We start from the raw sequence: 23,691 nt of genomic DNA, 5'->3' as shown, positions 1-23,691 counted from the left end.
CGCTTAATGCGAGTTCCGCCGGAGTCGGTAGCGAGGCGATGATAACCGACTTCGCGCGGGCGACGGTGCTGGTCGAGGACTACGAGACGGCCCTGGCGTTCTACGTCGATGTCCTCGGCTTCGAGGTGATATTCGACGACGAACTCGACGACGGGACGCGAATCGTCCACGTCGGGCTGCCCGAGCAGTCTCCCGCTGGGCTCTGGCTCATGGCAGCCGAGGGCAGCGACCGCGTCGGCGACCAGACCGGCGGCCACCCGTCGTTCGTCCTGTACACCGACGACTGCCGCGTCGCTCACGATCGGCTCGTCGACGAGGGCGTCGAAATCACGCGCGGACCGGTCGAGACGGCCGACGACGTCCACCTCCACTTCGAGGACCCCTACGGCAACGAAGTCGTGCTGGTGGAACTGGCCGACGGGGACGCGTGACCGAAGCGCCGGACCCTACCACTTCGTCAGCCCTGCGCGACCGTGGTCGTACGAGAGGATGCCGAGGAAGGCGAACACGCCGGTGAACGCCGCGGCTGCGCCGAGGTAGAACACCCACTCCATGCCGGCGTTAGTCATGAGCCATCCGCCGGCCAGCGGTGCGAGGATCGAACCGGGCCGCCAGACGAGGTCGCGGACGCCGAAGCTGGCTGCGACACCCGAACCTGTCCCTTCGTCAGCGAACAGCGCCATACTGGCGGGTTCACGGATGGAGTCGGCGACGCCGAGGAGTCCCGTGACGACCAGCAGCGGAATGAATGCCGTCGAGAGGTCGCCGAAGAAGGGGAAGACGGCCGGCAGCCCGAGCGCAGTGCCGATCGCGGGCGTGAACGGAACGACGATAGCGACGGCCCCGTAGAACAGCCCCCCGAGGAAGACGAACCGTGCGCGGCCGAACCGGTCCGAGAGCCCGCCCATGTAGGGCTGGCTGAGCATGTTGGTGAATTTCTCTGCGGAGACGATCACCGCCACGGCCGTCGCGCCGGCCGCCGCGGCGTTCCCCTCGGCGGTGAACCCGAGGCCGCCACGTGCGACCGACACGCCGGCGAAGATGGGGACCCAGGTCCGGACGAGCGTCACGGCGACGGCGTACTGGGCGCGGAAACTCGTGATCGTGAGGATACGGCGATTGAGCGCCATGTCGGAGAAGGCGAAGCCCTCGACGGTTGTCTCGTCAGGTTCGACCCATCGCCACACAGCGACGAACGCGCCAGCAGTGATGACCATCAGGACGCCGAACACCGCGCCGAATCCGAAGGCGTCGTACAGTACGCCCGCGGACATCGCCCCGCCGATCGAGGCGGCAAAGCGCCAGGCGTTGGAGACACCGATGGTATTGCCCCGACCGTCGTCTCGCGCGAGTTCACCGACCAGCGCGAGAGCGAGCAATCCGGCTGTCGTCGCGGCGATGCCCTGGAGCCCTCTGACCAGAATGAATCCCAGGGACGTTTCGATGAACGGGAACGCCGCGTAGGCAGTGGTGGCCAGCCCAAGTCCGACGAGCAGGATGAACCGCTTGTCGAAGCGGTCACCGAGGTAGGCGACTGGCAAGACCGCGACGGCCTGTGCCAGCGTCAGTCCGGTCACGAACATCCCGGCGACCAGCCCCGTCGCACCGAGGAGTTCGATGTACGTCGACAGCAGCGTCAACAGCGTCACCAGCCCGTAGGCGTTGGCGAAGCGAGTGAAAAACAACGCCCGTAGTTGTCGCTTCGTATCGGTCACTGACTGCTCAGTCAGTACAGGTGGTAAAACGACTTTCGGAACGGGTCTCGTCGGCGAATTAGCCGTTTCCACCGGTTCGGCGTGAAAGAAAAACTCCGGGCCTTGCTAGTCGGACGCTTCCGCCGACGCCACGGGCGCGATCGCGATCCCGCATCCACCTTTTTCTTCGTCGGGTCTCCTCGCTCACTCCGTTCGCTGCGGGGACCGCTCCTCGAAAAATCGGGGCCAAAAAAGCGGCGCTTCACTGCGTTCGGCGCCGTACTAGTCGGACGCTTCTGGTGTTGCGATGGCCTCTATCGCGATGGTCATCTCGACGCCTTCGACGTCCCACGTTTTCTCGTGGCCGTCGGTGACGTCTCCGAGTTCGTCGGCGCGGACCTCCTCTTTGATCAGGTCCTCGTGCTCTCGGACCAGGCGGTCGACCCGCTCGTCGGCGACCGACAGGTCGAGTCGGATGCGCTCCTCGATGTCCAGTTCCATGTCCTTGCGCATCTCCTGGACGCGGCGGACGACCTCGCGGGCGTATCCCTCGCTCTCGATGTCCTCGGTGAGGGTGGTGTCGACGTAGACGACGCCCGAGCCGTCCAGGGCCTCGAACTCGGTGCCGGAGACGCCGTCGGGGGTCTGCCGGCGGAACTCGACCATCTCGTCGGTTATCTCGACGTCCTCACCGAGGCTCTCCTCGACGGCGCTCTCCAGCGCGTCGAGGTCGGGGCCGTCGACGCGGGCGTCGTTGAGCGCCTGCATGACGCGTCCGGCGTCGTCGCCGAACGCGGGCCCGAGGACGGACATGTCCGCCTCGGCGGAGTAGCTGAGTTCGCCCCAGGACTCGTCGGGACCGAGCACCTCGACGGAGCGGGCGTTGAGGCGGTCGGCGACCAGGTCCTCGTGGGCCGCGATAGCGTCTGCGACGGGCAGCGAGTCGGTATCGACGACGACGCGCGTGACCGGCCAGCGGAGCTTGCGTTCGGCCTGCTGGCGGGCGTTGGAGCCGGCCTCCTCGACGGCGCGGACCGCCTCGACGCGCGTTTCCAGGTCGTCGTCGCGCAGGCGCTCGTCGGCCTCGGGCCAGTCGCACATGTGGACGGTGGGGTGCCCGTCAGCACCGGTGAGGTGGCCGTAGATTTCCTCGGCGACGAATGGGGTAAAGGGCGCCAGCAGCGCGACGACCTCGCGGAGGACCCGGTAGAGCGTCGCGTAGGCGGCCCGCTTGGACTCGCTGTCCTCCTCCTCCCACATGCGCTCGCGGACGAGCTGGACGTAGTAGCGGGAGACGTCCTCGACGACGAACTCCAGCACTTCGTCGATGGCGAGGTCCTGGCGGTACTCCTCCATCGCCTCGGTGGCCTCGGCCTCGACGGTCTGGAGCCGGGAGAGCACCCAGCGGTCCTCGATGGCGAGGTCGACGTCGTCGACGCTCACCTCGTCCGGGTCGAAGCCGTCCATCCGCATGTACGGCAGCGGGAAGCGGAAGACGTTCCAGAGGATGTTGAGCCGCCGTTGCATCTCCGCGGTCTCGTCGTAGGAGAACTGCATGTCCTCCCCGCGAGCCGTCAGCGAGAGCAGGAACGCCCGCATCGGGTCGGCGCCGTAGTCGTCGATGACCTCGCCGGGGTCGACGCGGATGTCCCTGGACTTGCTCATCGCGCGGCCGTCGGGCATCAGCGCGTGGCCGTGCATCAGGACGCGCTTGTACGGGCTCTCGCCGACGGCGGCGGTGCCCATCCCGAGCTGGGACCAGAACCAGCCGCGGGTCTGGTCGTGGGCTTCCAGGATGAGGTCGGCGGGCCACAGCTCCTCGAAGGCCTCGGTCTCCTCGGGGTAGTCGAGCGTGCCCCACGTCGCCACCGAGGAGTCGAGCCAGACGTCGAAGACGTCCGGGACGCGCTCGTAGGTGACGCCGTCCTCGGTGATGGTCAGGTCGTCGACGGTGTCCTTGTGGAGGTCGACGTCGTCGGGGTCGACGTCCTGGTCGACGCGCTCTGCGAGTTCGTCGCGGTCGGCGACGACGACGGCGTCGTCCATGTCGCCGCTCCAGTTGTCAGGGAGCCAGATGGGGATGGGGATGCCCCAGTAGCGCTGCCGGGAGACGTTCCAGTCCGGCGCGTCCTCGACGAAGTCACGGAAGCGGTTCTCGCGGGCCCACTCGGGGTACCACTTCGAGTCCCCGATGTTGTCCAGCAGGTCCGCCTTGACGTCGGTGATCGTGATGAACCACTGGTCGGTGACGATCTGGATGATGCCGGTGTCACAGCGCCAGCAGTGGCCGTAGCTGTGGGAGGTCGTGCCCGCAGCGAGCATCAGCCCCCTGGACCGCAGGTCCGTGATGATGCCGTCGTTAACGTCCTTGACGTACTCGCCAGCGTAGATGCCCGCCTCGTCGGTGTAGACGCCGTCGCCGCCGACGGGACAGACGATGTCCAGCCCGAGTTCGCGACCGCGCTCGAAGTCCTCCTCACCGTGGCCGGGTGCGGAGTGGACCAGCCCGGTCCGGTCGGCCTCGACGTAGTCGGCGTCGTACACCTGCAGCGCGCCCTCGAAGTCGTTCGAGCCGCCGCCCGGTGCGTCGGGCACTTCGTCGCGTAGCGGGTGCTCGTACTCCCAGCCGACCATCTCCTCGCCAGTGAGTTCCTCGACGACCTCGTAGTCGTCGTAGCCGGCCTCGTGGACGACGTCCTCGGCGCACTCTTCGGCGACGTAGAGCCGTTCGGTCCGTCCGTCCATCTCGACGTCGACGCCGACGTAGTCGAGGTCGGCGTCGACGGCGACGAACGTGTTCGCGGGGATGGTCCACGGCGTCGTCGTCCAGATGACGAGGAACCCCTCGCGGTCCTCTAGGGGGAACTTCACGTAGATCGACGGGTCCTCGACGTCCTCGTACTCGACTTCGTTGTTGGCGATGGCGGTCTCACAGCGGGGACACTGCGTGATGGAGCGCATCCCCTGCTCGACGAGGTCGCGCTCGTTAGCCTGTGCGAAGCCCCACCAGGCGGCCTCCATGTACTCCGGGTTGATCGTCTTGTACGGGTCGTCCCAGTCCATCCAGACGCCGAAGTCGATGAAGTCGGACTGGAGGCTGTCCAGGCTCCCCTCGGCGAACTCCCGGCAGGCGTCGATGAAGTTCTCGACGCCGAACTCCTCGATGTCCTTCTTGTTCTCGAACTCCATCTCCTCCTCCACCTTCGTCTCGATGGGGAGCCCGTGCATGTCGTAGCCCGGGCGGTCCGTGACGTCGAAGCCCTGCATCCGCTTGTAGCGGATGTAGACGTCCTTGAGGCTCTTGTTCCAGGCGTGGCCCATGTGGGCCGACCCCGACGTGTACGGCGGCCCGTCGACGAAGAAGAAGTCCTCGCCGTCGGCCCGGTGCTCGACCGTCTGCTCGTAGGCGTCGACCTCGTCCCAGTAGTCGAACACCCGCTCCTCGACGGCCCCGGGGTCGTACTGGTCGTCGACTTCTCCGAACCGCTCCGGGGAACTCATCGGCGGTCCCCCGTCTTCGTGGCGAATTGCTTCATATGTGGTTGGATCCACGCTGGCATTAAAGGGGAATCGGTTGGGTGGGAGGAGTTGGCAGCTGGGCACCGCCGCTCTCCGGGGACCGCCACGATGACCGCCGGCGCCACGCTTTTGCCGACCCGGGTCACGTATCGATCCGATTGATTCACCGATGGCAGACGAGACCGCCGATCTCGCGGAGTTGCGGGACGAGATAGACCGGATCGACGACGACCTTGTCGACCTGATCGCCAAGCGCGTTCGGACTGCCGAACGCGTCGCCGAAGTGAAATCTGACGCGGGGACCGACCTCGTCGACGAGGGCCGCGAAGCCGTCGTCAGGGCCAACTACGCGGACAACTTTCGACAGCAGGACCTCGACCCGGAACGAGGGCGCGAACTGGCTGACTCCCTGATCGCGCTTTCACTGGCCCGGGAACGGGAGGTCGTGAGAGACAAGTGAGGGCCGCGGACCGGCGCCGGTGCAGTTCACGAACGAACCGAACCGCGCCAGTGACGCTCCCAGAACAGCGCCAGGACGACCCAGGCGTACAGGAGTACGCCCACGAGAACCGCACCCCGTCCCGCGGTCGTCACGAGCGGAACGGCCGCGACCAGCCCGGCGACTTCCAGCCCGAGCCCCGCTGCGATAGCCCCGATGGAGGCGAACGCCGTCCGGTCGCCGACACCCCGGATACTCCCGACCGCGGGCGGGTAGAACTGGTAGGAGACGCCGACGATAGTCAGGCCGAGAAAGCCCGCGACGTTCAGGCGGTAGTGGGCCTCGATCAGGGGCGCGCTGACGCCGCTGAACGCGAACATGACCCCGAGCGCGACGCCGACGAGGCCGGCGACGGCGCCCGCCAGCACGCCGTAGAACCCAACGCGGTCCCTGTCGGTCCGGACGAACAGCCACACGTACGCGAGGGCGAACCCGCCGACGGCGATCCCCTGGAGTGCCGCGCCCACCTGGAACCAGATTCCGTCGTACAGGGTCGCCGCGAGAATCGCTGGCGCCACGGCGCCCGCCGGGAGGACGAGCGCGACGAGCGGCCGCGGCGGCGACGCGACGAGGAAGCGCGGTAGCAGTCTGAAGCCGACGGCGAGTACCATCAGTGTGGCCGTCCCAGCGGCCAGGAGGTGCGTGACGCGCGGGGCGAAGCCGTCGACGATGGGCGGCAACGGCGTCCACAGCGCGAGCGTGCCGTACGTGCCGACGGCCAGATAGGCCAGCGCGACGGGGACGAACAGGTTCGCCCACCGGTCGACGGGCCGGCGGTGTTCGTTGGCGCCGCCGGTCGCCGTCTCGGCGCCGGTGAGGTTGTCGCGGACGGTCCACCCGAGCGCGGCGAGGAAGACGGCCACGCCCATGGCCCACAGCGTGGCCCCGGCGCTCCCGACGAGGGACGGAACGCCAGGCACGGTGGCGGCGGCCAGCGCCAGGCAGAGCGTCCCGGTGGCGGTCAACGGCAGGTGGACGGCCGGGGCTCGCGGAATCGCCAGCTGGCGGTCGAAGTACGAGGGAACGAGCGAGTACGCCTTGCCGAAGAGGACGTGGAAGACGAAGCCGTAGAGACCGAGCGCGACGCCCACGCGGCGGGGGAGGCCGGCCAGCGTCGCCAGTTGCCAGGTGACGAACGACAGCGCGCCGAACGCGACGAACAGGCGCGCCCACCGAGACGTCGTCGCCGCGCTCATCGCTCCGTCCTCGTCGCGTTCATGGGCCCCTCGTTCCCGCGGTCATGACTCGGCCCTCGTCGCGCTCATCACTCCGGTCGCTCCATGCTTCCCGTTACTGCACGTGGGCCCTTGTAACGTGGCCGCCGCAGCCGCACTGCTCGACGTACTCGTAGTCGACGTCGTCGCCGAAGCACTCGTCGAGGTGGGGGTAGAGGTACTCCTCGGGGTGGCCGTGGTCGCCGTGGGTGACGAGGTTGACGTGGTTGCCCGGCGCCGTGTGCTCGACGGCGTCCGCGGCGTGGGCCAGCACGAGCGTGCGGTCCTCGCCGTGATGGGGCTTCTCCAGGTTCGCCGACCAGGAGTTGTCGTGGACGCGGTCGGTGACCGGTTCGACGTCGTCGTGGGAGACGGCGGTCATACCTGATCGGTGGCGCCGGGCGGAGAAGGGAGCCAGGCCGAATATGTTCGCCTACGCCGGTCCCGATTCGAGCCAGTCGAACTGGTTGGTCAGTTCGACGCGGCGCTGGCGCTTGATGACCGTCGCGTCCAGCAGCGGCCCGATGAGGCGGGCCTGCAGCGCGAAGTCGGTGGTGGCGCTGACCTCGACGCCGTCGGCCGTCTCCTCGAGGAAGTAGCGCGTGACCATCTCGTCGAAGATGCCCTCGCGGTGTTCGTAGGCCAGCACGGCCTCTGGGTCGTCGAACAGGTCGAGGACCAGTTCGATGGTCGCCAGGCCGACGCTGTTGGCGATGGTGAGGGTGTCGCCGTCCACCGTCACGTCGTCGAACCCGCTCGCGCGCATGAACTCGCCGACGTCGGCCATCGCTGCCCGGACCTCGTCGGGGTCACGCTCTATCTCCCGCGTCACTGTGACTGATTGCATGGCAGGGGGTACTCGGCCTCCACAGTCGAAGCTTGTGGGACCGGGCTCAATGCAGATGTGGCGAACATGTTCGGCAACACTGATGGGGGCGAGGGGCGAAGATGTTCGTACATGCCAGAGGCGAAACTGCGGCTCACGATCCCCGACGGCATCTGGATCGGCGACATCACCCGCCACAACCCCGACACGCGAGTCCGCGTGCTGGCGGCCATCCCCGACGAACTCAGCGGGGTGGGACTGGCCGAGATCACGGGACCGGCCGCCGCTACCGTGGTGGCCGAGATGGTCGACGAGGAGGAGTTGACGAACGTCGAGACGCTCCAGCACCGCGACGGCGAGGCGCTCGTCCAGTTCGAGACGACCAATCCCCTGCTCCTGTTCCCGGCGCGGGGCTCGGGCATCCCGCTCCAGATGCCCTTCGACATCGTCGACGGCGAGGCCAGTTGGGAGGTGACAGCGCCCAACGAGCGCCTCTCCGAGCTGGGCGAGCAACTGGAGGAGTTCGGCATCCAGTTCACCGTCGACTACGTCCACCAGTACACCGCGAGCGACCAGGTGCTGACGGACCGCCAGCGCGAGATCGTCCGGGCCGCCGTCGAGGAAGGGTACTACGACACACCGCGGCGCTGCTCGCTGACCGAACTGGCCGAGGCGGTGGGCATCGCCAAGTCCTCCTGTAGCGACACGCTCCACCGCGCCGAAGAGACCATCGTCAAGGAGTTCGTCGAGCGCCAGCTCACGGACGAGCCCGCGCCGTCCGCGTGACTGCGTCGCCGCTGTCGACAGCCAGCACCGCTCCGAACAGTTTTCCCGTGGCCGCGGCCAGGTGTTCGGCGAACGTCGACCGGGAGATGTCGAGCGCGTCGGCGACCTCGCCGGCGTTTGCTCCCTTCGGGTACTCGAAGTAGCCCATGTCGTAGGCCGTCTGCACCACCTCGCGCTGTCTGTCGGTGAGGCCGTCGTCGTCCAGCGGGTCGTCGTCGCGGTCGTCCGCTTCCAGGTTCGTCAGCCGCCGGACGCCGACGCCGTCGAACGGCTCGCGGAGACGCTCGACGACGGCCCGGACCGCGTCCAGGTCCTCGACGTGGGCCGTCACGACGAGCGTGCCGTCCTCGGCGCGGACGTCGGTCGCCGGCCCGACGACCTGTTCGATGATTTCACAGACACAGTCGTTCACGGGGTCCCGCTCGAAGCGATAGAGCGTCTCGGAACCGGTCGTCGCGACCGATTCGAGCCCCTCGACGCCGTCGACGCTCGATTCACCCGCCGCGTCGGCCGGGAGGCGGAACTCCTCGGTTATCGATTCGTCGCCCCGGATCGACGCGCGCGAGACGCCGGAGACGCGCTCGCCAGCCCGCTCGGAGGCCTGTGCGACCGGACACGACCCGGGGGACGCCACCGCGAACTCGACGGCGAGTGCCATAGGCGTGGCTACGCAGTCCCACGACAAAGGGGCTGAGGCGAACGTGTTCGGATAGCCCAACGGACTTGGACAGGCCGCCCGACGGCACGACTGCTCAGGCAAACAGGTCCGTCGAGAGGTACCGCTCGCCGGTGTCGGGGAGGATCACCACGACGGTGTCCTCGGGCGCGTCGGCGGCGACCCGCTCGGCGACCGCGAGGGCGGCCCCCGACGAGATGCCGGCGAGTAGCCCCTCCTCGCTGGCGAGTCTGCGCGCGGTCTCGACCGCGTCGTCGTACTCGACCGTGTGGACCTCGTCCAGCAGTTCCGTGCGCAGGATCTCGGGGACGAACCCGGCGCCGATGCCCTGGATGGAGTGGCTGCCCGCGTCCTCGCCCGAGATCACCGCAGATTCGGCCGGTTCGACGGCCACCGACCGGACGTCGGCTTCCAGCTCCTCCGTCAGGTACTCCGAGACGCCTGTGATGGTGCCGCCCGTGCCGACCCCCGCCACGACGGTGTCGACGTCGCCGTCGGTCGCCGCCCATATCTCGGGCCCGGTCGTCTCCCGGTGGATCCGCGGGTTCGCGAGGTTGGTGAACTGCTGGGGGACGAAACTGGGCTCCCGCCCGGCGGCGATTGCCTCGGCCTCCTTGATGGCGCCGTTCATCCCGCCATCGGCGGGCGTGAGTACGAGGTCGGCTCCGAGTGCGCCGAGGAGTTTCCGTCGCTCCTCGCTCATCGACTCGGGCATCGTCAGGACGAGGTCGTACCCCTTCGCCGCGGCGGCGACGGCGAGGCCGACGCCGGTGTTGCCACTGGTCGGCTCGACGATGGTCGTCCCCGGTTCGAGGTGACCCTCCTCCTTGGCCCGTTCGAGCATCGCGACGGCGATGCGGTCCTTCACCGACCCGCCGGGGTTGGTCGCCTCCACCTTGCCGTAGAGGTTGGGCGCGAAGGACTCCAGTGTCAGCAGGGGCGTCTCGCCGACCAGTTCCGTGACGTCGCTGGCTACGTTCATCTCGGCGGAGGATTGTCCCGCCGCCGCCGTCAGCACCGACCCCGCCGATTGGGGGTCTTTACGAGGCGGGTACGGGCGGTGGGTGAGTTCCGCGGGGGAATCGAGCCCCGCAATACTGTGGGTTGGCCGTCTTCCCGGAGCAGGTGGTATCTCGACGCATGGGCTGTTCACCCCTCGTCACGGCGAACCGGCGACTGATAGCGGCGATGGAGACGCCGCCCGACTCCGGGGCCGAGGAGCGTCTCGACGAGGTCGCCGCCCTGCTGTGGGCGATGGAACACGAGCACGTTACCGACCCCGGCGCGTGCTGTCGCGTCCGCGAGAAACTGCGGTCGCTGGAGCAGAAGGTCGACGAGCGTCGCCGGAGCGACGTCGAACGCGCCCGCCGGTCGGTGGAGTCCTACGGCGAAGGCCTCGAGCCGGTGTGAGCGAGGCGGCGCTGGGCCCCGCGGTCCGAACGTGTTCGAGCCAACCGATACGCGAGCGCGGACCCGACTTGTTGGTATGTCCGCGACCACCACGCTCGACGTGCGCGACGTCGACGACGAACCGTTCCCCCACATCATGTCGGCCCTGTCTGACCTGGCGGAGGGGGAGACGCTGGAACTGGTCAACAGCTTCGAGCCCGAGCCCCTGTACAGCGTCCTCTCCCAGCGCGGCTTCGACTACGAGAGCGAGCGAGTGGCCGAGGACGAGTGGCACGTCTTCGTCAGCCACGCTTGATGATGTAACGTTCTCTCTACCGTCGTAACAAGTACCAAGAACGACCCGAAAGCCCCGGCCTCCTCGACTCGGGTGCCGCCCCTGCGCTCCTCACTTCGTTCCGGTGCTTGGGGCGTCAGCCTTCGTCGAGGAGGCCGCCCCTTTCAGTCCCGCCCGCGGTAGATTTCGAATCGAGCCGTTACGACTCGCCCGCGTCCTCGCTACCGCCGTCGACGACGGCTAGCTTACGCTGTTGCTTGAACCACTCCCACTCGCGGGCGGCGGTGGGGTGGTCGTCGATGTCCCACGGGTCGTCGCTCTGGACGCGCTGGCCCTCGAGCCAGCTGGTGACGAGGTTCCAGACGAAGACGAGCTGGCCGAAGGTCAGCAGTATCACGCCGAGAGTCGCGACCTGGTGGAGGCCGGCGAACAGTTCGACGGGGCCGACCGTGACCTCGTAGCTCGCGTACCGGCGCGGCATCCCGGCGTAGCCCAGCAGGATCATCGGGAAGAACGTCACGTTGGTGCCGACCATCGTCAGCCAGAAGTGCCACTTCGCCAGGGTGCGCTGGTACCAGCGCCCGGTGTAGAGGGGGAACCAGTAGTAGATGCCCGCGAAGACGGCGAAGGCGATGGCGCCCATGATGACGTAGTGGAAGTGGGCGACGACCTGGTAGGTGTCGTGGAGCAGCAGGTCGACGGGGATCGAGGCCTCGAACACGCCGGTGACGCCGCCGATGATGAAGTTGAACACGAAGCCGACGCAGAAGAGGAACGGCGCGGCGAGTCGCAGGCTGCCGTTCCACATCGTCGTGATCCAGTTGAAGACCTTGACCGCGCTCGGGATGGCGATGGCGATGGAGACCGCCATGAACGAGGCGCGGAGCCTGGGGTCGATACCCGTCGCGAACATGTGGTGGGCCCAGACGCCGAAGGCCAGCACCCCGAGCGCGAGCGTGGAGTAGACGACGTACTTGAACCCGAACAGCTTCCGGCCGGTGAACTTCGGGAGGATGTAGCTCACCAGTCCCATCGGCGGGAGGACCAGGATGTACACCTCGGGGTGGCCGAAGAACCAGAACAGGTGTTGCCAGAGGATCGGCCCGCCGCCGTCGGCGGTGAAGAACGTCGTGCCGACGTTGCGGTCGAGCAGGAGCATCACGAGCGCGCTGCCCAGCAGCGGGAACGAGAAGAGGATCTGGGCGGACTGGACGAGCACCGTCCAGCTGAAGATGTCCAGCGTCGCCCACGTGACGCCCTCGCCGCGTTCGGTGAAGATAGTCGTGATGAAGTTGATCGACCCCAGCGTCGCCGAGACGCCGGTGAGGTGCAGGCCGAGCACCATGAGGTCGATCCCCCGACTCGGCTGTTCGATGGAGAGCGGCGTGTACATCGTCCAGGACGTCTGGGCCGGGTCGACGCCCGGCAGGAAGAACCCGGCCCAGATGAGTATCGCACCCATCGGCAAGAGCCAGAACGCGATGGCGTTGATCCGCGGGAACGCCATGTCGTCGGCGCCGATGAGCAGCGGGACGAGGTAGTTCGAGAACGCCGCCAGGATGGGCGTGCCGAAGAGGAACAGCATCGTGATGCCGTGGCTCGTCATCAGCGCGTTGTACGTGCTCGCCGTGAGCAGGTCGCTCGGCGGCGTCACCAGTTCCAGGCGCATCAACACGACGGCGACGCCGCCCCAGGCGAAGGCGACGACGGCGAAGGCGCCGTACATGAGCCCGATGTCCCTGTGGTCGACCGTCGTCAGCCAGCGCACGATCCCGGACGGTTTCTCGGCGTGGCCGTGACCGACCTCCTCGCCGTGTCCGGGCGCACCGCCGCCAGTCGGAACGTAGTCGTGCCAGTCCTCGACGCGTGCCAGCATCGCGACGACGACGACGGACAGCGCCGCCATCACTGCCGTCGTCGCGAGCGTCTCTGCGGGAGCCATGATACTGAGGGGGTTCAAGGCAGTACCCCGTCAGGGTTGTCTGGAACATGTTCGCGGTGGCTCCCTCACTGGAATCCCAGGGCCACCGACGCCCTCAGAAGGGGGCGCCAGTGGCCGACGACTCGGTGGCCGCCGGTCCACCGGCCTCCTCGGTCGCCGCCAGGTCACCCGATTCGCGGAACTCCTCTTCCAGCTGCGTGAGCTTGCCGTTGATGGCGACGGCCTGGTGGTGCATCGGTGCCACGCGGACGCGGACGAGGTCGTACTCGTGGGACTCCGGGGCACCGTTCCAGGCCCGGAACGCACCGAGACAGAGGGTATCGCTCTGCGGGCAGAACTCCGTCGTCGGCGTGAACTCGGCCCGGAGGACGGTGGGGTCGTCGTTCTGGCGCGCATAGCGGAAGCCGGCACCCGGGTGGCGCGGGTCGAGGTTGAGGCGGGCGAGGTTGTATCCGAAGGTCATGTCGTAGACGCCCCGGTCTTCGAACCGCTCGTGGGTGAGGCGGTGGAACGCGGCGTGGGCCCGGCCGTCCAGCACGTCGTGGCCGGCGAGGAACGGTCCCACCTCGGGAACGTTGTCGGGGACGAACTCGTCGTACCGATCGAAGCTCTCGCCGTCGTCGGTGGCGAACGGGCTGGGGAGGTTCATACGCAGTCGTTCGGTCCCGACGCGGCTATCCGTACTCCCGAACACGTTCGGCACAACCCGGAGCCGTCCGGGCGTCGACGGTCCGGTATGGTCGCGACAGACTTCACGAGCGAGCGCGCTTTCGAGGACGACCGGTTCCGTGCGAGCGTTCTCCACGAGTCGGACAGCCAGAAGGTGGTCATGGGCTACTTCCGCCCGGGCCAGTTCATCCCCGTCCACGCACCGGATAGCCAGGTGGCCATCACCGTCCACTCCGGAAAGGGAGTCGTCCGCGAGGGCGAGACCGACCACCACGTCGAACCGGGGTCGGTCGTCGTGGTCCCGGCTGGCGAGAAACGCGGCGTTCGCGCCGAGACGGAACTGCAGGCGACGCTCGTGACCGCACCGCCGCCGGGCGAGGCGGCCCACGAGCCGGTTCGCCGCGGTCTCGAACGGGACGAGTTCGAACCGGAACTCGAGTGACTGTCCGGTGACTCCGCACCGGCACCCGAACATATTCGGGGCAACCACCTCCAGGCCCAGGAACGAACCGCCAGTCGCATGCCAGAAACGACGCTCGACCTGCGCGACGTCCCGCCGGCGGAACGCCACCCGATGATCCACTCGGCTTTCGAGGCGCTCGGGAGCGGTGAGGCCCTCGAAATCGTCAACGACCACGAGCCCAAGCCGCTGTTCTACGAGTTCCAGGCCGAGGTCGACGCCTTCGACGCGGAGAACTACGACTGCGAGCGGGCGGAACCGGGCAAGTTCGTCGCGACGCTGCCCAAGGTGTGACTCGATGAGCATCGAACGCGCGAACGTCGACGCGGCCGACGAAGCGGGGCGAGCGGCGCTGTTCGAGGGCGAGCCCCGGACCGTCCACCTCTCCCTGTCGGCCGACCAGCGGGTCCCGGCCCACGACCACCCCGACAGACAGATCCTCTTTCACGTCCTCGAGGGCGAGATCGCGCTCGACCTCGACGACGAGACCCACGACCTGTCGGCCGGCGACGTGCTCCGGTTCGACGGTGACTGCCAGATATCGCCGAAGGCCGTCTCGGACGCGCGGGCACTCGTCGTCCTCGCGAAGGCGTAGGCCGCGACTCGTCTATTCCAGAAACAGTTCCCGGACGATCTCGGCGACCGCCTCGTTCGCTTCGTCGCCCCGTTCTCCCACCGCTCCTGCCTCTGCCGCTCCTTCCGTCTCTCCCGTCTCTGGCAGCCCACACGCGGGCGCTGCCAGCAGGTTCTCGACGAGCCGGTTGGCCAGTTCCGCGACGGCCCCGCGTTGTTCCGGCGTGAGGTCGCCGCGCGCGGCCAGCTGCGAGTACGCCCGCGCGACCGCTTCGTCCCGGATCGTCTCGGCCCGCTCACGGATCTGTCGCAGTTCGCTCCCGCCAGTTAACCCGTCGTCCATCGCTCCGTCGCTCGCCGTCCGGTCGCCCGGCTCCTCGCTCCCCCTCACGTCGGTCGTCGCCCCCTCGCTCGCGGTCGGCTCCGTCACAGTTCCTTCCAGATGACCGTGATAGTCGCGTCCGCCTGTTCGACCGTCTCGTAGGCGTACCCGCGGTCCTCGAGCTTCGGGTAGAGGTGCTGGGGCGCGCGGTCGTTGTACTGGACGAGGACGACGTCGTCGGCCAGATCCGGGAGCAGTTCCAGGGTCTGGCGGAGCGGGGCGGGCGGGCCGGCGGCGGCGACGTCCAGCGTCTCGACGAGGGCGTCGCTCGGTGCGTCGGTCTCCGCCAGGACGGACCGGGTGGCCTCTTCCATGGGTGACCCTACCGGCCCGACGCCGCCGACCGTTTCCCCGAATATGTTCGGGCCCAGAGCCAGCAACGTCGGCCCCCACCGTCGATCCATGAGCGCGATACCCGCGGACGTCGACGCGGACCGGGGCCCGCCGACCGTCGTTCCCCTCGGTCACTTTCTGGTCGGCCTGGCCTTTCTGCTCGCCGGCGTCGTTACCGTCGCGGCCGAACCGGGGGACCGTGGCGGCACGCTGGGGACCGTCCACCTCCTGCTGGCCGGCTGGGTCTGCGTGACGATCATGGGCGCGATGACGCAGTTCGTCCCGGTGTGGTCCAACGTCGGCCTGTACTCCCGTCGGCTGGCTGTCTGGCAACTCGGGCTCGTCACCCTGGGACTGGCGGGCCTGGCGAGCGCGTTTCTCACCGGCCGGTATGGACTGGCACCGATCGCCGGGCTCGTCGCCGCGCTGGGATTCTGGACGTTCGTCTACAACCTCGGGCGGACGCTGCGTGGGGTCGAGGAGTTCGACGTGACCGAACGGCACTTCGCCGTGGCGCTGGCGTGGTTCCTGGCCGTGACGACGCTCGGGCCGCTGCTCGCGCTCGACCTGACACTGGGCCTGTTCCCCGTCGCGGGCGTCGACCACGCCGGCCTGCTGGGCGCTCACGCCACGCTAGCGGTGTTCGGGGCCGTGCTGACGACGGTCGTCGGCGCGCTGTACCAGCTGGCGACGATGTTCACCCAGACGGAACTGGGCCCGGTCGAACGACGCTTTCAGCGGGCGGAGACCGTCGCCTATCCCGTCGGCGTCGCCGCGCTCGCCCTGGGAAGACTCCTCGCCCACGGCTGGCTCGCCAGGGCGGGCGGGCTGGTCGTGGCCGTCTCCCTCGTGGGCGTCGGGCTCGTCCTCGCGAACAGGCTCCGCCTGACACGGGTCGACTGGAACCCGATGCTCACCAGGTACAGCCTGGTCGCCGGGTTCGCCGTGGCGTGGGGCGCGACGGCGGCCGTCGCCTGGTGGATCGACCCGCTGGCCTCCCTGTACGGCGCACCGAACGTCGGTCCGCTGCTTCTGGCCGGCGTCGTCGGCTTCGTCGTCGCGGGGACGCTCTACCACATCGTCCCGTTCCTGATCTGGGTCCGCGAGTACAGCGACCTGCTCGGGTTCGAACCGGTGCCGATGGTCGACGACCTCTACGACGGGCGGGTCGCCGCGGTCGAACTGCTCCTCGTCCTCGGCGGCGGTGCGCTGCTCGCTGGCGGCGACGCCCTCGGTGGCGGCTTCGGACGAGCCGGGGCGGTCGTTCTCGCCGTGGGCGCGGCGCTGTTCGCGGCGAACCTGGCGCTGGTCGTCGTGCGTCACGGCGACGACTCGATACGGGGACTACTGCCCGGGAGCGCGTGAGAAGGGTGGCCCGCGTCTGGTCACCGGGCGTACAGCGAGTAGAGGATGACGCCGAGGCCGGCGGTCATCAGCAGACTCTCGATGAAGATGGGGACGGCCAGGTCGATGTGGAAGAACTGGGCCACCACGAGGTGGAGGATCCCGCCGAGGAACGCCCCGATCGTTATCACCCCGAATCCGAGGGCGAGCGCGCCTAACTCGCGCGCCTGGGTCCGTTTGTACGCCTTGTACGAGTAGTACGTGATGAGGCCGCCCAGGACGAGCGTGAGCGTCTTCGTCGCGATGATACCGATCTCTGAACTTGGAACGTGCGGGCTCATGTTTCCTTTCTAACCTCCGACCAGAGCGTGGCCAGGCGCTGGTCCGCCGACCGGGGGCGGTGGGCGATGTCGACGTCGAACTCGCGGTCCTCGTCGAGCATGACGACGACCTCCTCGAAGTCGATGGCGTACCGGCTCGCGTGTTGCCCGTCGGGGCGCACCTCGACGCCCTCGGCCAGGAGCGAGGCCTCCGTCAGGAGCTCTATCTTCCGGTAACAGGTCGACAGCGGGACGTCGCTGGCCTCGGAGATCTCGCTGGCCGTCATGGGCTCGTCGAGCGCCTTGACGATCGCCCGACAGTCCTCGTCGTCGAGCGCGTCGAGGACGTCCTCGAAGTCGGGCCCCTCCTGGTCGCCGAACGGGTCACGGACCATCTCTCCTGCCGGTCTCTGGACGGAAGCACCATAACCCCACCGACATCGCCGGGGGACGCCGCGGCATCTGGTCGGTCACCGCCGAACACGTTCGCCCGCCATCGGCTGGTCGTCCCTGTCGAGGAACGCCGCGAACGCGAGCGGCGACAGCAGTCCGGCCACGAGCGAGACGCCGAACGCGATGGCGCCCCAGTCGGCCCCGCTTAGCTCGCCGCTCCCGCCGCCGGATCCGCCGGCATCGCTGCCGCCCGACTCGCCGCCGCCCCCGCCGGCACCACCGAGGGCCGGGTCGCCGACGACGACGACGCCTTTCATCCCCATCGACTTGTGGGGCATGCAGAAGTACTTCACGACACCCTCTTCCTCGAAGGTCTGATCGAAGGTGAATCCCTGCTCGTCGGTGAGTTCGCTCTCGAAGCTGCCGTCTTCGGCTTCGACGTTGTGGCTGCCGGCCACCCACTCCCAGGTGACCGTCGTGCCCGGATCCACGCGGATCGCGGCCGGACCGAAGCCGAAGTTACCGCCGTTGGCCTGGCTGCCGACTTCGACGGTCACGTTGCCGCTCCCGGTCTCGTCGACCAGGCCGTCGTAGTTGTCGGCGTTGTCCAGGTAGCCGTCGAAGCCGGGGGCCGACCCCGATCCCGAATCCGAGGACCCGCCGCCGGACGACCCGCCGCTGCCACCGGGGAGGTCGCCCACGACGACGACGCCTTTCATGCCCATCGACTTGTGGGGCATGCAGAAGTACTTCACCACGCCCTCTTCCTCGAAGGTCTGCTCGAAGGTGAAGCCGGCCTCGTCGGTGAGTTCGCTCTCGAAGCTACCGTCCTCGGCTTCGACGTTGTGGCTGCCAGCGACCCACTCCCAGGTGACGGTCGTTCCGGGGTCGACCTGGACGGCCGCGGGGCCGAAGCCGAAGGTACCGCCGTTGGCCTGGCTGCCGACTTCGACGGTGACCTCGCCGCTGCCCGTCTCGTCGACGACGCCGTCGTAGTTGTCCACGTTGTCGAGGTAGCCGTCGAAGGTAGTCTGTGCACGCGTGGGCCGGGCGCTGGCCAGCGCCGCGCCGCCGATAGCGGCGCCAGCACCTGCGCGAAGGACGCTCCGCCGGGAGTACGTCTGGGTGTTCATCGGTGAAAACTACGACGACTCCATATAAACCGGACGCGGGCTTTCCCAGTCGCCGGGAACGGTTCTTCGCCGCTGAGAACGCCCCTCCGGGGGTATATACTGCGGGTCTTTATCACCTCCTGTATGACGAAGCACATCGGCGCACCCGGACGCGGTATCTCGCGACGCGACTTCGTGAAGGCGACCGGTAGCACTGGCTTACTGGCGAGCGTGGCGGGCTGTGTCTCCACGCCGGGAACACAGCATAGCGTGGACGCCGGCGCGGGCGACCCAACGCCCCAGCAGTCGGCGTCGGACCTCCCCACGACGTCGCCCCCGGAGGTCGTCAACGTCGACGAGCAGGGCGGGTCGGTCACGCTCACCTCGACGCCCGCGCGTCACCTGGCCCACCCCGGCCAGTCGATGGGTGGCCCCGTCGAACTCCCGAAGGTGTGGGCGTTCTCGGCCGACGACGGCGAACCGAGCGTCCCCGGCCCCATCCTCCGGACCACCGAGGGCGAGGACATGGAGGTCACCTTCGACAACACCGACGGCGCCCAGCCCCACACCGTCCACTTCCACGGCGTCCGCAAGACCTGGGAGAACGACGGTGTGCCGACGACCACGGGCATCCGCATCGACCCCGGCGAGAAACACACCTACGAGATCCCCGCCAACGTCCCCGGAACCCACCTCTACCACTGCCACTACCAGACCCACCGCCACATCGACATGGGGATGTACGGCATCTTCCGGGTCGACCCGAAGGGGTACGAGGAGGCCGACAAGGAGTACTTCCTCACGATGAAGGAGTGGGACTCCCGGCTCAACCGCCAGATGGCCGGCGAGGACGTCACCTACGACGTGCGGAACCGCCGCCCGGACACGTTCACCATCAACGGGAAGTGCGCACCCCGCACCCTCCACCCCGAAGACGGTTCGCCCATCATCGTCGAACACGGCGACACAGTCCGCCTCCACCTCTGCAACAACGGGTACATGAACCACCCGATGCACACCCACAACCACCGCTTCCAGGTGGTCGCCCGGGACGGCGGCACCGTCCCCGAGGCGGCCCGCAACTACCAGGACATCACCGACGTCGCGCCCGCCCAGCGCCACACCATCGAGTTCGAGGCGGACGCCGACCCCGGCATCTACCTCATGCACTGCCACAAGGTCAGCCACGCCATGAACGGTACCAGCTACCCCGGCGGCATGGTCAACGGCATCGTCTACAAGGAAGCGATGGACACCGACGTCTTCCGTAGCCTGATGGAGTACGCCGGCTACGAGGGCTGAGATCGCGACCCCGCCCGGTCGCCGTCGTGATCCGACTCGTTATATCGATCCACCGCCTGGGACGCTCGTGAGTCTCTTCGCCGAACTCGAACTGCCGCCCGAGGCGTTCGCCCTGGCGGACACGCTCGCGGCGCTCCCCGACGCGGCGATCGAGGTCGAACGCGTCGTCGCCGCGGAGGACATCCTGACGCCCTACTTCTGGGTCGCGAACGTCTCCGCCGAGGCGTTCGAGGCAGCCGCGGGGGACGACCCCTCCATCCGGGACGTCCGTCGCCTCGACACCTTCGAGGAGGCGACGCTGTACCGGGCCGAGTGGACCGAGACCATCGAGTCGGCCGTCGCCGCGTTCACGCGGGTCGGCGCGGTGATCCTCGACGCTGTCGGGCAACACGACCGCTGGGAGGTCCAGCTCCGCTTCGACGACCGGGACCAGCTCGTCGAGTTCCAGACCTACTGCGCGGACAACGACGTCGACTTCCGGATCAAGCGCCTCTACGAGGTCGCGAGCGCCCACACGGGCAGGCAGTACGGCCTCACCGAGAAGCAACACGAGGCGCTCGTCGCGGCCTGGGAGGCAGGGTTCTTCGAATCCCCCGCCGAGGCCACGCTGTCGGAGATAGCGGCCGACCTCGACATCTCCCAGCAGGCCCTCTCCCAGCGGATGCGGAAGGGGTACGACGGGCTCATCGCCAGCACGCTCGTCACCGAGCACCCCGGCGACGAGTGACGCCGCGGGGTCGCGTACTTAACGCCTTGTTCAGACAAGCGTGTGGTTCCTCCCGACGCGGCCCGAATCTATCGCATGACCGACGACTCCGTCGCGTTCGACGCCGTCCTCGACCTGTGTCGGGACGGCCATCGTCGCATCGTGCTCGGCGTCCTCGCCGACCAGGACCGGCCGCTGACGATGCAGGACCTCGCGAAGGCTATCGTCAGGCACAATCACCACACCCCGTTCCCGGCGGTCTCCGGGGAGACGGTGACTGAGGTACAGCACGCGCTGCACCACCGTCACGTCCCGAAACTGGTGGCAAGCAACGTCGTCGACTACGACGCCGCTCGCCGGACCGTGGCGCCGACGGGGTTCGACCGCCTCCAGCCCGCCCTCTCGGCGATCCTCGACGCCGACCCGGATCTGTCGCCTCCGCTCGAGCTGTGACGTCCCGGCGCGTATGCGCCTGCCGACAGCGTCTCACACCACACCGTCGACCTGCTCGTCGCCGGGCAGCGGGCCGTCGTAGCCCTCCGGAACGTACTCACACAGCGGGTCGCTCGCCAGTGGATCTCCAGTAGTAGCAAACGCCCGCGACCGGCTCCCGCCGCAGACGTGCCTGAACTCACACGCGCCGCACTTCCCCTTCAGCTGGTTCCTGTTCCGGAGTGACGTGAAGAGGTCGGAGTTCCGATACACGTCCACCACGTCGTCCTGGCGGACGTTGCCCGCGGGCTTGGGCAGGAACCCCGAGGGGAACACCTCGCCCGTGTGGCTCACGAAGGCGAAGCCGTCGCCGGCGACGATGCCGGCGCGGCGTTTGGTACCGGGGTCAGCGCCGCCGTTCCCCTCGCCCTCGCCGGCTTCTCGTCGCTGCTGGATGCCGACGCGCCGGTAGTGGGGCGCCTCGGTCGTCTTGACGCCGAAGGGTCGCTCGTCGCTGACGTCCTGGAGCCACTCCATCACTCGCTCCGCACGCTCGGGGGAGATGGGGTCCAGTACCGCGCCGCGGCCGACGGGGACGAGGAAGAAGACGCTCCAGAGGACGGCGCCCATCTCCTCGACCAGGTCGGCGACGGCGGGGAGTTCCTCGATGGTCTGGGCGCAGACGGTACTGTTGATCTGCAGTGGCAGCCCCGCGTCGGCGGCGTCCCGGGCCGCCCGGAGCGTCTGTTCGAAGCTTCCGGATTCGCCGCGGAAGGCGTCGTGCGAATCGGCCGTCGCGCCGTCGAGACTGACCGCCATCCGCCGGAGGCCGGCGTCGGCCAGGTCGTCGATGGCGTCGGCGGTGAGTTCGTCCGTCCCGCTGGGGGTGAGCGTCATCGAGAGCCCGCGGTCGGTGCCGTAGTCGACGAGTTCCACGAGGTCGGGGCGTTTCATCGGGTCGCCGCCGGAGAGGACGACCAGTTGTCCCTCGCCGAACTCGCTCACGTCGTCGAGCAACTGCTTCCCTTCCGCGGTGGTGAGTTCGTCGGGGTGGCGGGCCGGCTGGGCGTCGGCGCGGCAGTGCTCGCAGGTGAGTTCGCAGGCCTGGGTAACCTCCCAGATCAGTACCAGCGGTCGCTCGGCCGTGTCCGCGGGCGGTCGCATGCGGGAGTGTACTTGCTCGTCACGAAAAACGGCGTACCCGGATTCCCAGTCGCTGGGAACAGGCTGTACGGGTTAGGTCGGGCGCGCGCAAGCGATGGACATGCCCACCGAACCACCAGTCCCGGACCGCGAGTCCGGCCGGCTGGACCACGAGGTGACCGCACCGCGAGCGAGCAACGGCCGCGAGTGGGACCTGTTCGTCAGCGAGGACGCGACCGACCCGCCGCGTCACGCCGGCAGCGTCACGGCGCCCTCGCGGGAGGTCGCCGTCGAGCAGGCCGACCGGCTGGTGGGCAGGGACGCCGAGACGCTGTGGGTCTGTCCGGCCGACGAGGTGACCCGGCGGACGACCGCGAACGCGAGGCTCGCGAACCGATGATCTCCGTCAGCAAACTGCTCTGTGACCTGGACGCCGAGGGCGACGGCCTGCGCTACGACGCGGCCGACGAGTCCGGCAAGCCACAGATAACCGAGGAGAAGCAGCGTCGCCCGGTCGTCGTCTGGAACCTCACGAAGCAGTGCAACCTCTACTGCACCCACTGCTACGCCTCGGCGGACACCGAGACGGCGCCGGGCGAACTCTCGACCCGGGAAGGGAAGGCGCTGCTCGACGACCTGGCCGACTACGGCGCGCCGGTCGTCCTCTTCTCCGGCGGCGAGCCCTTGGTCCGCGACGACCTGGAGGAGCTGATCGCCTACGCCGCCGACCAGGGGTTGCGCCCGGTGCTCTCCACGAACGGCACGCTCATCACCGAAGAGCGCGCCGAAGCGTTGCGAGACGCCGGCCTCCAGTACGCCGGCGTCTCCGTCGACGGCCTCCCCGAGCGCAACGACGCGTTCCGCGGGAAGGAGGGCGCCTTCGACGCCGCCGTCCGCGGCATCGAGCACTGCCTCGACGCGGGGCTGAAGACCGGCCTTCGCTACACCATCACCGACCACAACGCCGCGGACCTGGAAGGCGTGGTCGACCTCCTCACCGACGTCGGCCTCGACCGGTTCTGTTTCTACCACCTCGACTACGGCGGACGCGGGACCGAAATTCTCGACGCGGACCTCACGCCGACCGAGCGCCGGGAAGCGGTCGAGAGAGTCTGCGAGATGACTCGATCTTACCACGACCGCGGCGAGGAGATCGAGACGCTGCTGGTGGGCAACTACGCCGACGCGGGCTTCCTGGTCGAGTACGCGCGCGAGCACCTCGGCGAAGCCCGCGCCGAGCGCATCCACGACTACCTCCGGATCAACGGGGGCGACCCCGCCGGCGAGCGCGTCGCCAACGTCGACTACCAGGGCAACGTCCACCCGACGCAGTTCTGGCAGGGCTACTCGCTGGGCAACGTCCGCGACCGGCCCTTCGGCGCCATCTGGGAGGACGACTCGAATCCCGTGCTGCGAGCCCTTCGGAACCGTGACGACCAGCTGACCGGCAAGTGCGCGGACTGCCGGTACAGGAGCATCTGCCGTGGCGGATCCCGCCTCCGGGCGCTCACCGTCCACGATGACTTCTTCGCGCCCGACCCGCAGTGCTACCTGACAGACGGAGAAGTGAGCGCCGTCGGGCCGGACGTCGGACTCCCCGACGCCTGACCGGCGGAAACCACGCCTGACCGGCGACCGTCACGAGCGGGCCCGGTCGAATCTTCTGTCGTCGCGGCGCCGGC

29 protein-coding genes are annotated in these 23,691 nt (G+C 68.4%); 14 read left to right on the top strand and 15 right to left on the bottom strand.

Features of this window, described 5'->3' with window-relative positions:
* Positions 1–38: 38 nt before the first annotated feature.
* Positions 39–431 carry a VOC family protein gene (locus BM337_RS00280; protein WP_089812773.1) on the top strand — a complete coding sequence of 131 codons (393 nt, stop codon included), beginning with the start codon at positions 39–41 and terminating at the stop codon, positions 429–431.
* A 15-nt stretch (positions 432–446) separates the two neighbouring features.
* Here BM337_RS00280 and BM337_RS00275 read toward each other — a convergent pair whose 3' ends face one another.
* Both BM337_RS00275 and ileS read right to left on the bottom strand, forming a co-directional pair.
* Positions 447–1,715, bottom strand: coding sequence for an MFS transporter (locus tag BM337_RS00275; RefSeq protein ID WP_089812771.1), 1,269 nt, complete (start codon positions 1,713–1,715; stop codon positions 447–449).
* A 261-nt stretch (positions 1,716–1,976) separates the two neighbouring features.
* On the bottom strand, positions 1,977–5,195 hold the full coding sequence (ileS, locus tag BM337_RS00270) for an isoleucine--tRNA ligase (RefSeq protein WP_089812768.1): 3,219 nt from the start codon (positions 5,193–5,195) through the stop codon (positions 1,977–1,979).
* A 187-nt stretch (positions 5,196–5,382) separates the two neighbouring features.
* On the opposite strand from ileS, the gene BM337_RS00265 reads away from it, so the two are divergent.
* On the top strand, positions 5,383–5,673 hold the full coding sequence (locus BM337_RS00265; RefSeq protein WP_089812766.1) for a chorismate mutase: 291 nt from the start codon (positions 5,383–5,385) through the stop codon (positions 5,671–5,673).
* 26 nt (positions 5,674–5,699) lie between these two features.
* Here BM337_RS00265 and BM337_RS00260 read toward each other — a convergent pair whose 3' ends face one another.
* The 3 genes from BM337_RS00260 to BM337_RS00250 form a co-directional block, all read right to left on the bottom strand.
* A complete protein-coding gene (locus BM337_RS00260) occupies positions 5,700–6,908 on the bottom strand; it encodes a hypothetical protein (RefSeq protein WP_089812764.1) in 1,209 nt (402 codons plus the stop codon).
* Between the two features lie 94 nt (positions 6,909–7,002).
* The gene (locus tag BM337_RS00255; protein ID WP_089812762.1) at positions 7,003–7,308 is read right to left on the bottom strand and encodes a CGCGG family putative rSAM-modified RiPP protein; all 306 of its coding nucleotides are present in this window, start codon (positions 7,306–7,308) and stop codon (positions 7,003–7,005) included.
* Positions 7,309–7,359: 51 nt separating this feature from the next.
* Entirely contained in the window at positions 7,360–7,773 is a 414-nt protein-coding gene (locus BM337_RS00250; RefSeq protein WP_089812760.1) for an SRPBCC family protein, read from the bottom strand.
* 111 nt (positions 7,774–7,884) lie between these two features.
* Between BM337_RS00250 and BM337_RS00245 the strand changes: the two genes are divergently transcribed.
* A complete protein-coding gene (locus BM337_RS00245) occupies positions 7,885–8,538 on the top strand; it encodes a helix-turn-helix domain-containing protein (protein ID WP_089812757.1) in 654 nt (217 codons plus the stop codon).
* Here the strand turns inward: BM337_RS00245 and BM337_RS00240 are convergent.
* Together BM337_RS00240 and cysK are read right to left on the bottom strand one after the other, a co-directional pair.
* Positions 8,510–9,196 (bottom strand): helix-turn-helix domain-containing protein, encoded by a 687-nt coding sequence (locus BM337_RS00240; protein ID WP_089812755.1) that lies wholly within the window; start codon positions 9,194–9,196, stop codon positions 8,510–8,512. The genes BM337_RS00245 and BM337_RS00240 overlap by 29 nt on opposite strands.
* A 94-nt stretch (positions 9,197–9,290) precedes the next feature.
* Entirely contained in the window at positions 9,291–10,196 is a 906-nt protein-coding gene (cysK, locus tag BM337_RS00235) for a cysteine synthase A (protein WP_089812753.1), read from the bottom strand.
* A 158-nt stretch (positions 10,197–10,354) separates the two neighbouring features.
* Here cysK and BM337_RS00230 point away from each other — a divergent pair, with 158 nt between their 5' ends.
* The gene (locus tag BM337_RS00230; protein WP_089812751.1) at positions 10,355–10,624 is read left to right on the top strand and encodes a DUF7553 family protein; all 270 of its coding nucleotides are present in this window, start codon (positions 10,355–10,357) and stop codon (positions 10,622–10,624) included.
* Positions 10,625–10,700: 76 nt separating this feature from the next.
* Positions 10,701–10,919: a DUF2249 domain-containing protein gene (locus BM337_RS00225; protein WP_089812749.1), complete on the top strand. Its 219-nt coding sequence runs from the start codon at positions 10,701–10,703 to the stop codon at positions 10,917–10,919.
* A 178-nt stretch (positions 10,920–11,097) separates the two neighbouring features.
* Here BM337_RS00225 and BM337_RS00220 read toward each other — a convergent pair whose 3' ends face one another.
* Together BM337_RS00220 and BM337_RS00215 are read right to left on the bottom strand one after the other, a co-directional pair.
* Positions 11,098–12,840: a cbb3-type cytochrome c oxidase subunit I gene (locus BM337_RS00220; protein WP_394327756.1), complete on the bottom strand. Its 1,743-nt coding sequence runs from the start codon at positions 12,838–12,840 to the stop codon at positions 11,098–11,100.
* A 94-nt stretch (positions 12,841–12,934) separates the two neighbouring features.
* Positions 12,935–13,489, bottom strand: coding sequence for a DUF7998 family protein (locus BM337_RS00215; RefSeq protein WP_089812747.1), 555 nt, complete (start codon positions 13,487–13,489; stop codon positions 12,935–12,937).
* A gap of 87 nt (positions 13,490–13,576) precedes the next feature.
* On the opposite strand from BM337_RS00215, the gene BM337_RS00210 reads away from it, so the two are divergent.
* The 3 genes from BM337_RS00210 to BM337_RS00200 all read left to right on the top strand — a co-directional run bounded on the left by BM337_RS00210 (position 13,577) and on the right by BM337_RS00200 (position 14,564).
* Complete coding sequence (locus tag BM337_RS00210; protein ID WP_089812745.1) at positions 13,577–13,951, top strand: cupin domain-containing protein; 375 nt, start codon at positions 13,577–13,579, stop codon at positions 13,949–13,951.
* 78 nt (positions 13,952–14,029) lie between these two features.
* On the top strand, positions 14,030–14,263 hold the full coding sequence (locus BM337_RS00205; RefSeq protein ID WP_089812742.1) for a DUF2249 domain-containing protein: 234 nt from the start codon (positions 14,030–14,032) through the stop codon (positions 14,261–14,263).
* A gap of 4 nt (positions 14,264–14,267) precedes the next feature.
* Positions 14,268–14,564: a cupin domain-containing protein gene (locus BM337_RS00200; RefSeq protein ID WP_089812740.1), complete on the top strand. Its 297-nt coding sequence runs from the start codon at positions 14,268–14,270 to the stop codon at positions 14,562–14,564.
* A 12-nt stretch (positions 14,565–14,576) separates the two neighbouring features.
* Here the strand turns inward: BM337_RS00200 and BM337_RS00195 are convergent, their stop codons facing one another.
* Together BM337_RS00195 and BM337_RS00190 are read right to left on the bottom strand one after the other, a co-directional pair.
* Positions 14,577–14,972: a hypothetical protein gene (locus BM337_RS00195; RefSeq protein WP_089812738.1), complete on the bottom strand. Its 396-nt coding sequence runs from the start codon at positions 14,970–14,972 to the stop codon at positions 14,577–14,579.
* The gene (locus tag BM337_RS00190) at positions 14,969–15,238 is read right to left on the bottom strand and encodes a DUF2249 domain-containing protein (RefSeq protein WP_089812736.1); all 270 of its coding nucleotides are present in this window, start codon (positions 15,236–15,238) and stop codon (positions 14,969–14,971) included. The genes BM337_RS00195 and BM337_RS00190 overlap by 4 nt, the downstream gene beginning before the upstream one ends.
* Positions 15,239–15,326: 88 nt before the next feature.
* Here BM337_RS00190 and BM337_RS00185 point away from each other — a divergent pair, with 88 nt between their 5' ends.
* Positions 15,327–16,622 (top strand): hypothetical protein, encoded by a 1,296-nt coding sequence (locus BM337_RS00185; protein WP_089812735.1) that lies wholly within the window; start codon positions 15,327–15,329, stop codon positions 16,620–16,622.
* 20 nt (positions 16,623–16,642) lie between these two features.
* On the opposite strand, the gene BM337_RS00180 is transcribed toward BM337_RS00185, so the two are convergent.
* The 3 genes from BM337_RS00180 to BM337_RS00170 form a co-directional block, all read right to left on the bottom strand.
* Positions 16,643–16,942 carry a DUF7521 family protein gene (locus BM337_RS00180; protein WP_089812733.1) on the bottom strand — a complete coding sequence of 100 codons (300 nt, stop codon included), beginning with the start codon at positions 16,940–16,942 and terminating at the stop codon, positions 16,643–16,645.
* Positions 16,939–17,316, bottom strand: coding sequence for a winged helix-turn-helix domain-containing protein (locus BM337_RS00175; protein ID WP_089812731.1), 378 nt, complete (start codon positions 17,314–17,316; stop codon positions 16,939–16,941). Before BM337_RS00175 ends, BM337_RS00180 begins: the two co-directional genes overlap by 4 nt.
* A 75-nt stretch (positions 17,317–17,391) precedes the next feature.
* Positions 17,392–18,447 carry a halocyanin domain-containing protein gene (locus tag BM337_RS00170; RefSeq protein WP_089812729.1) on the bottom strand — a complete coding sequence of 352 codons (1,056 nt, stop codon included), beginning with the start codon at positions 18,445–18,447 and terminating at the stop codon, positions 17,392–17,394.
* 123 nt (positions 18,448–18,570) lie between these two features.
* Between BM337_RS00170 and BM337_RS00165 the strand changes: the two genes are divergently transcribed.
* The 3 genes from BM337_RS00165 to BM337_RS00155 all read left to right on the top strand — a co-directional run bounded on the left by BM337_RS00165 (position 18,571) and on the right by BM337_RS00155 (position 20,887).
* A complete protein-coding gene (locus BM337_RS00165) occupies positions 18,571–19,728 on the top strand; it encodes a multicopper oxidase domain-containing protein (RefSeq protein WP_089812727.1) in 1,158 nt (385 codons plus the stop codon).
* A gap of 67 nt (positions 19,729–19,795) precedes the next feature.
* Entirely contained in the window at positions 19,796–20,455 is a 660-nt protein-coding gene (locus BM337_RS00160) for a helix-turn-helix domain-containing protein (RefSeq protein ID WP_089812725.1), read from the top strand.
* Positions 20,456–20,530: 75 nt separating this feature from the next.
* On the top strand, positions 20,531–20,887 hold the full coding sequence (locus BM337_RS00155; RefSeq protein WP_089812722.1) for a DUF7344 domain-containing protein: 357 nt from the start codon (positions 20,531–20,533) through the stop codon (positions 20,885–20,887).
* Positions 20,888–20,920: 33 nt separating this feature from the next.
* Here BM337_RS00155 and BM337_RS00150 read toward each other — a convergent pair whose 3' ends face one another.
* On the bottom strand, positions 20,921–22,030 hold the full coding sequence (locus BM337_RS00150; protein WP_089812720.1) for a TIGR04053 family radical SAM/SPASM domain-containing protein: 1,110 nt from the start codon (positions 22,028–22,030) through the stop codon (positions 20,921–20,923).
* A 100-nt stretch (positions 22,031–22,130) separates the two neighbouring features.
* Here BM337_RS00150 and BM337_RS00145 point away from each other — a divergent pair, with 100 nt between their 5' ends.
* Positions 22,131–22,409, top strand: a complete 279-nt coding sequence (locus tag BM337_RS00145) for an Htur_1727 family rSAM-partnered candidate RiPP (RefSeq protein WP_089815464.1) — start codon at positions 22,131–22,133, stop codon at positions 22,407–22,409.
* Complete coding sequence (locus BM337_RS00140; RefSeq protein WP_089812718.1) at positions 22,406–23,617, top strand: TIGR04347 family pseudo-SAM/SPASM protein; 1,212 nt, start codon at positions 22,406–22,408, stop codon at positions 23,615–23,617. The genes BM337_RS00145 and BM337_RS00140 overlap by 4 nt, the downstream gene beginning before the upstream one ends.
* Positions 23,618–23,691: the final 74 nt, after the last annotated feature.

Origin of the sequence: Halomicrobium zhouii, from assembly GCF_900114435.1 — an archaeon.
Classification (GTDB): domain Archaea; phylum Halobacteriota; class Halobacteria; order Halobacteriales; family Haloarculaceae; genus Halomicrobium; species Halomicrobium zhouii.
Note: the sequence above shows the minus strand (reverse complement) of the source record. Positions and strands in the feature narration are given on the sequence as shown.

Excerpts from the sequence above, each read along its gene's own strand:
- BM337_RS00280 (WP_089812773.1), top strand. The coding sequence starts at position 39 with ATGATAACCGACTTCGCGCGGGCGACGGTGCTGGTCGAGGACTACGAG.
- ileS (WP_089812768.1), bottom strand. The coding sequence starts at position 5,195 with ATGAGTTCCCCGGAGCGGTTCGGAGAAGTCGACGACCAGTACGACCCC.
- BM337_RS00265 (WP_089812766.1), top strand. The coding sequence starts at position 5,383 with ATGGCAGACGAGACCGCCGATCTCGCGGAGTTGCGGGACGAGATAGAC.
- BM337_RS00260 (WP_089812764.1), bottom strand. The coding sequence starts at position 6,908 with ATGAGCGCGGCGACGACGTCTCGGTGGGCGCGCCTGTTCGTCGCGTTC.
- BM337_RS00255 (WP_089812762.1), bottom strand. The coding sequence starts at position 7,308 with ATGACCGCCGTCTCCCACGACGACGTCGAACCGGTCACCGACCGCGTC.
- BM337_RS00250 (WP_089812760.1), bottom strand. The coding sequence starts at position 7,773 with ATGCAATCAGTCACAGTGACGCGGGAGATAGAGCGTGACCCCGACGAG.
- BM337_RS00245 (WP_089812757.1), top strand. The coding sequence starts at position 7,885 with ATGCCAGAGGCGAAACTGCGGCTCACGATCCCCGACGGCATCTGGATC.
- BM337_RS00240 (WP_089812755.1), bottom strand. The coding sequence starts at position 9,196 with ATGGCACTCGCCGTCGAGTTCGCGGTGGCGTCCCCCGGGTCGTGTCCG.
- cysK (WP_089812753.1), bottom strand. The coding sequence starts at position 10,196 with ATGAACGTAGCCAGCGACGTCACGGAACTGGTCGGCGAGACGCCCCTG.
- BM337_RS00230 (WP_089812751.1), top strand. The coding sequence starts at position 10,355 with ATGGGCTGTTCACCCCTCGTCACGGCGAACCGGCGACTGATAGCGGCG.
- BM337_RS00225 (WP_089812749.1), top strand. The coding sequence starts at position 10,701 with ATGTCCGCGACCACCACGCTCGACGTGCGCGACGTCGACGACGAACCG.
- BM337_RS00220 (WP_394327756.1), bottom strand. The coding sequence starts at position 12,840 with ATGGCTCCCGCAGAGACGCTCGCGACGACGGCAGTGATGGCGGCGCTG.
- BM337_RS00215 (WP_089812747.1), bottom strand. The coding sequence starts at position 13,489 with ATGAACCTCCCCAGCCCGTTCGCCACCGACGACGGCGAGAGCTTCGAT.
- BM337_RS00210 (WP_089812745.1), top strand. The coding sequence starts at position 13,577 with ATGGTCGCGACAGACTTCACGAGCGAGCGCGCTTTCGAGGACGACCGG.
- BM337_RS00205 (WP_089812742.1), top strand. The coding sequence starts at position 14,030 with ATGCCAGAAACGACGCTCGACCTGCGCGACGTCCCGCCGGCGGAACGC.
- BM337_RS00200 (WP_089812740.1), top strand. The coding sequence starts at position 14,268 with ATGAGCATCGAACGCGCGAACGTCGACGCGGCCGACGAAGCGGGGCGA.
- BM337_RS00190 (WP_089812736.1), bottom strand. The coding sequence starts at position 15,238 with ATGGAAGAGGCCACCCGGTCCGTCCTGGCGGAGACCGACGCACCGAGC.
- BM337_RS00185 (WP_089812735.1), top strand. The coding sequence starts at position 15,327 with ATGAGCGCGATACCCGCGGACGTCGACGCGGACCGGGGCCCGCCGACC.
- BM337_RS00180 (WP_089812733.1), bottom strand. The coding sequence starts at position 16,942 with ATGAGCCCGCACGTTCCAAGTTCAGAGATCGGTATCATCGCGACGAAG.
- BM337_RS00175 (WP_089812731.1), bottom strand. The coding sequence starts at position 17,316 with ATGGTCCGTGACCCGTTCGGCGACCAGGAGGGGCCCGACTTCGAGGAC.
- BM337_RS00170 (WP_089812729.1), bottom strand. The coding sequence starts at position 18,447 with ATGAACACCCAGACGTACTCCCGGCGGAGCGTCCTTCGCGCAGGTGCT.
- BM337_RS00165 (WP_089812727.1), top strand. The coding sequence starts at position 18,571 with ATGACGAAGCACATCGGCGCACCCGGACGCGGTATCTCGCGACGCGAC.
- BM337_RS00155 (WP_089812722.1), top strand. The coding sequence starts at position 20,531 with ATGACCGACGACTCCGTCGCGTTCGACGCCGTCCTCGACCTGTGTCGG.
- BM337_RS00150 (WP_089812720.1), bottom strand. The coding sequence starts at position 22,030 with ATGCGACCGCCCGCGGACACGGCCGAGCGACCGCTGGTACTGATCTGG.
- BM337_RS00145 (WP_089815464.1), top strand. The coding sequence starts at position 22,131 with ATGCCCACCGAACCACCAGTCCCGGACCGCGAGTCCGGCCGGCTGGAC.
- BM337_RS00140 (WP_089812718.1), top strand. The coding sequence starts at position 22,406 with ATGATCTCCGTCAGCAAACTGCTCTGTGACCTGGACGCCGAGGGCGAC.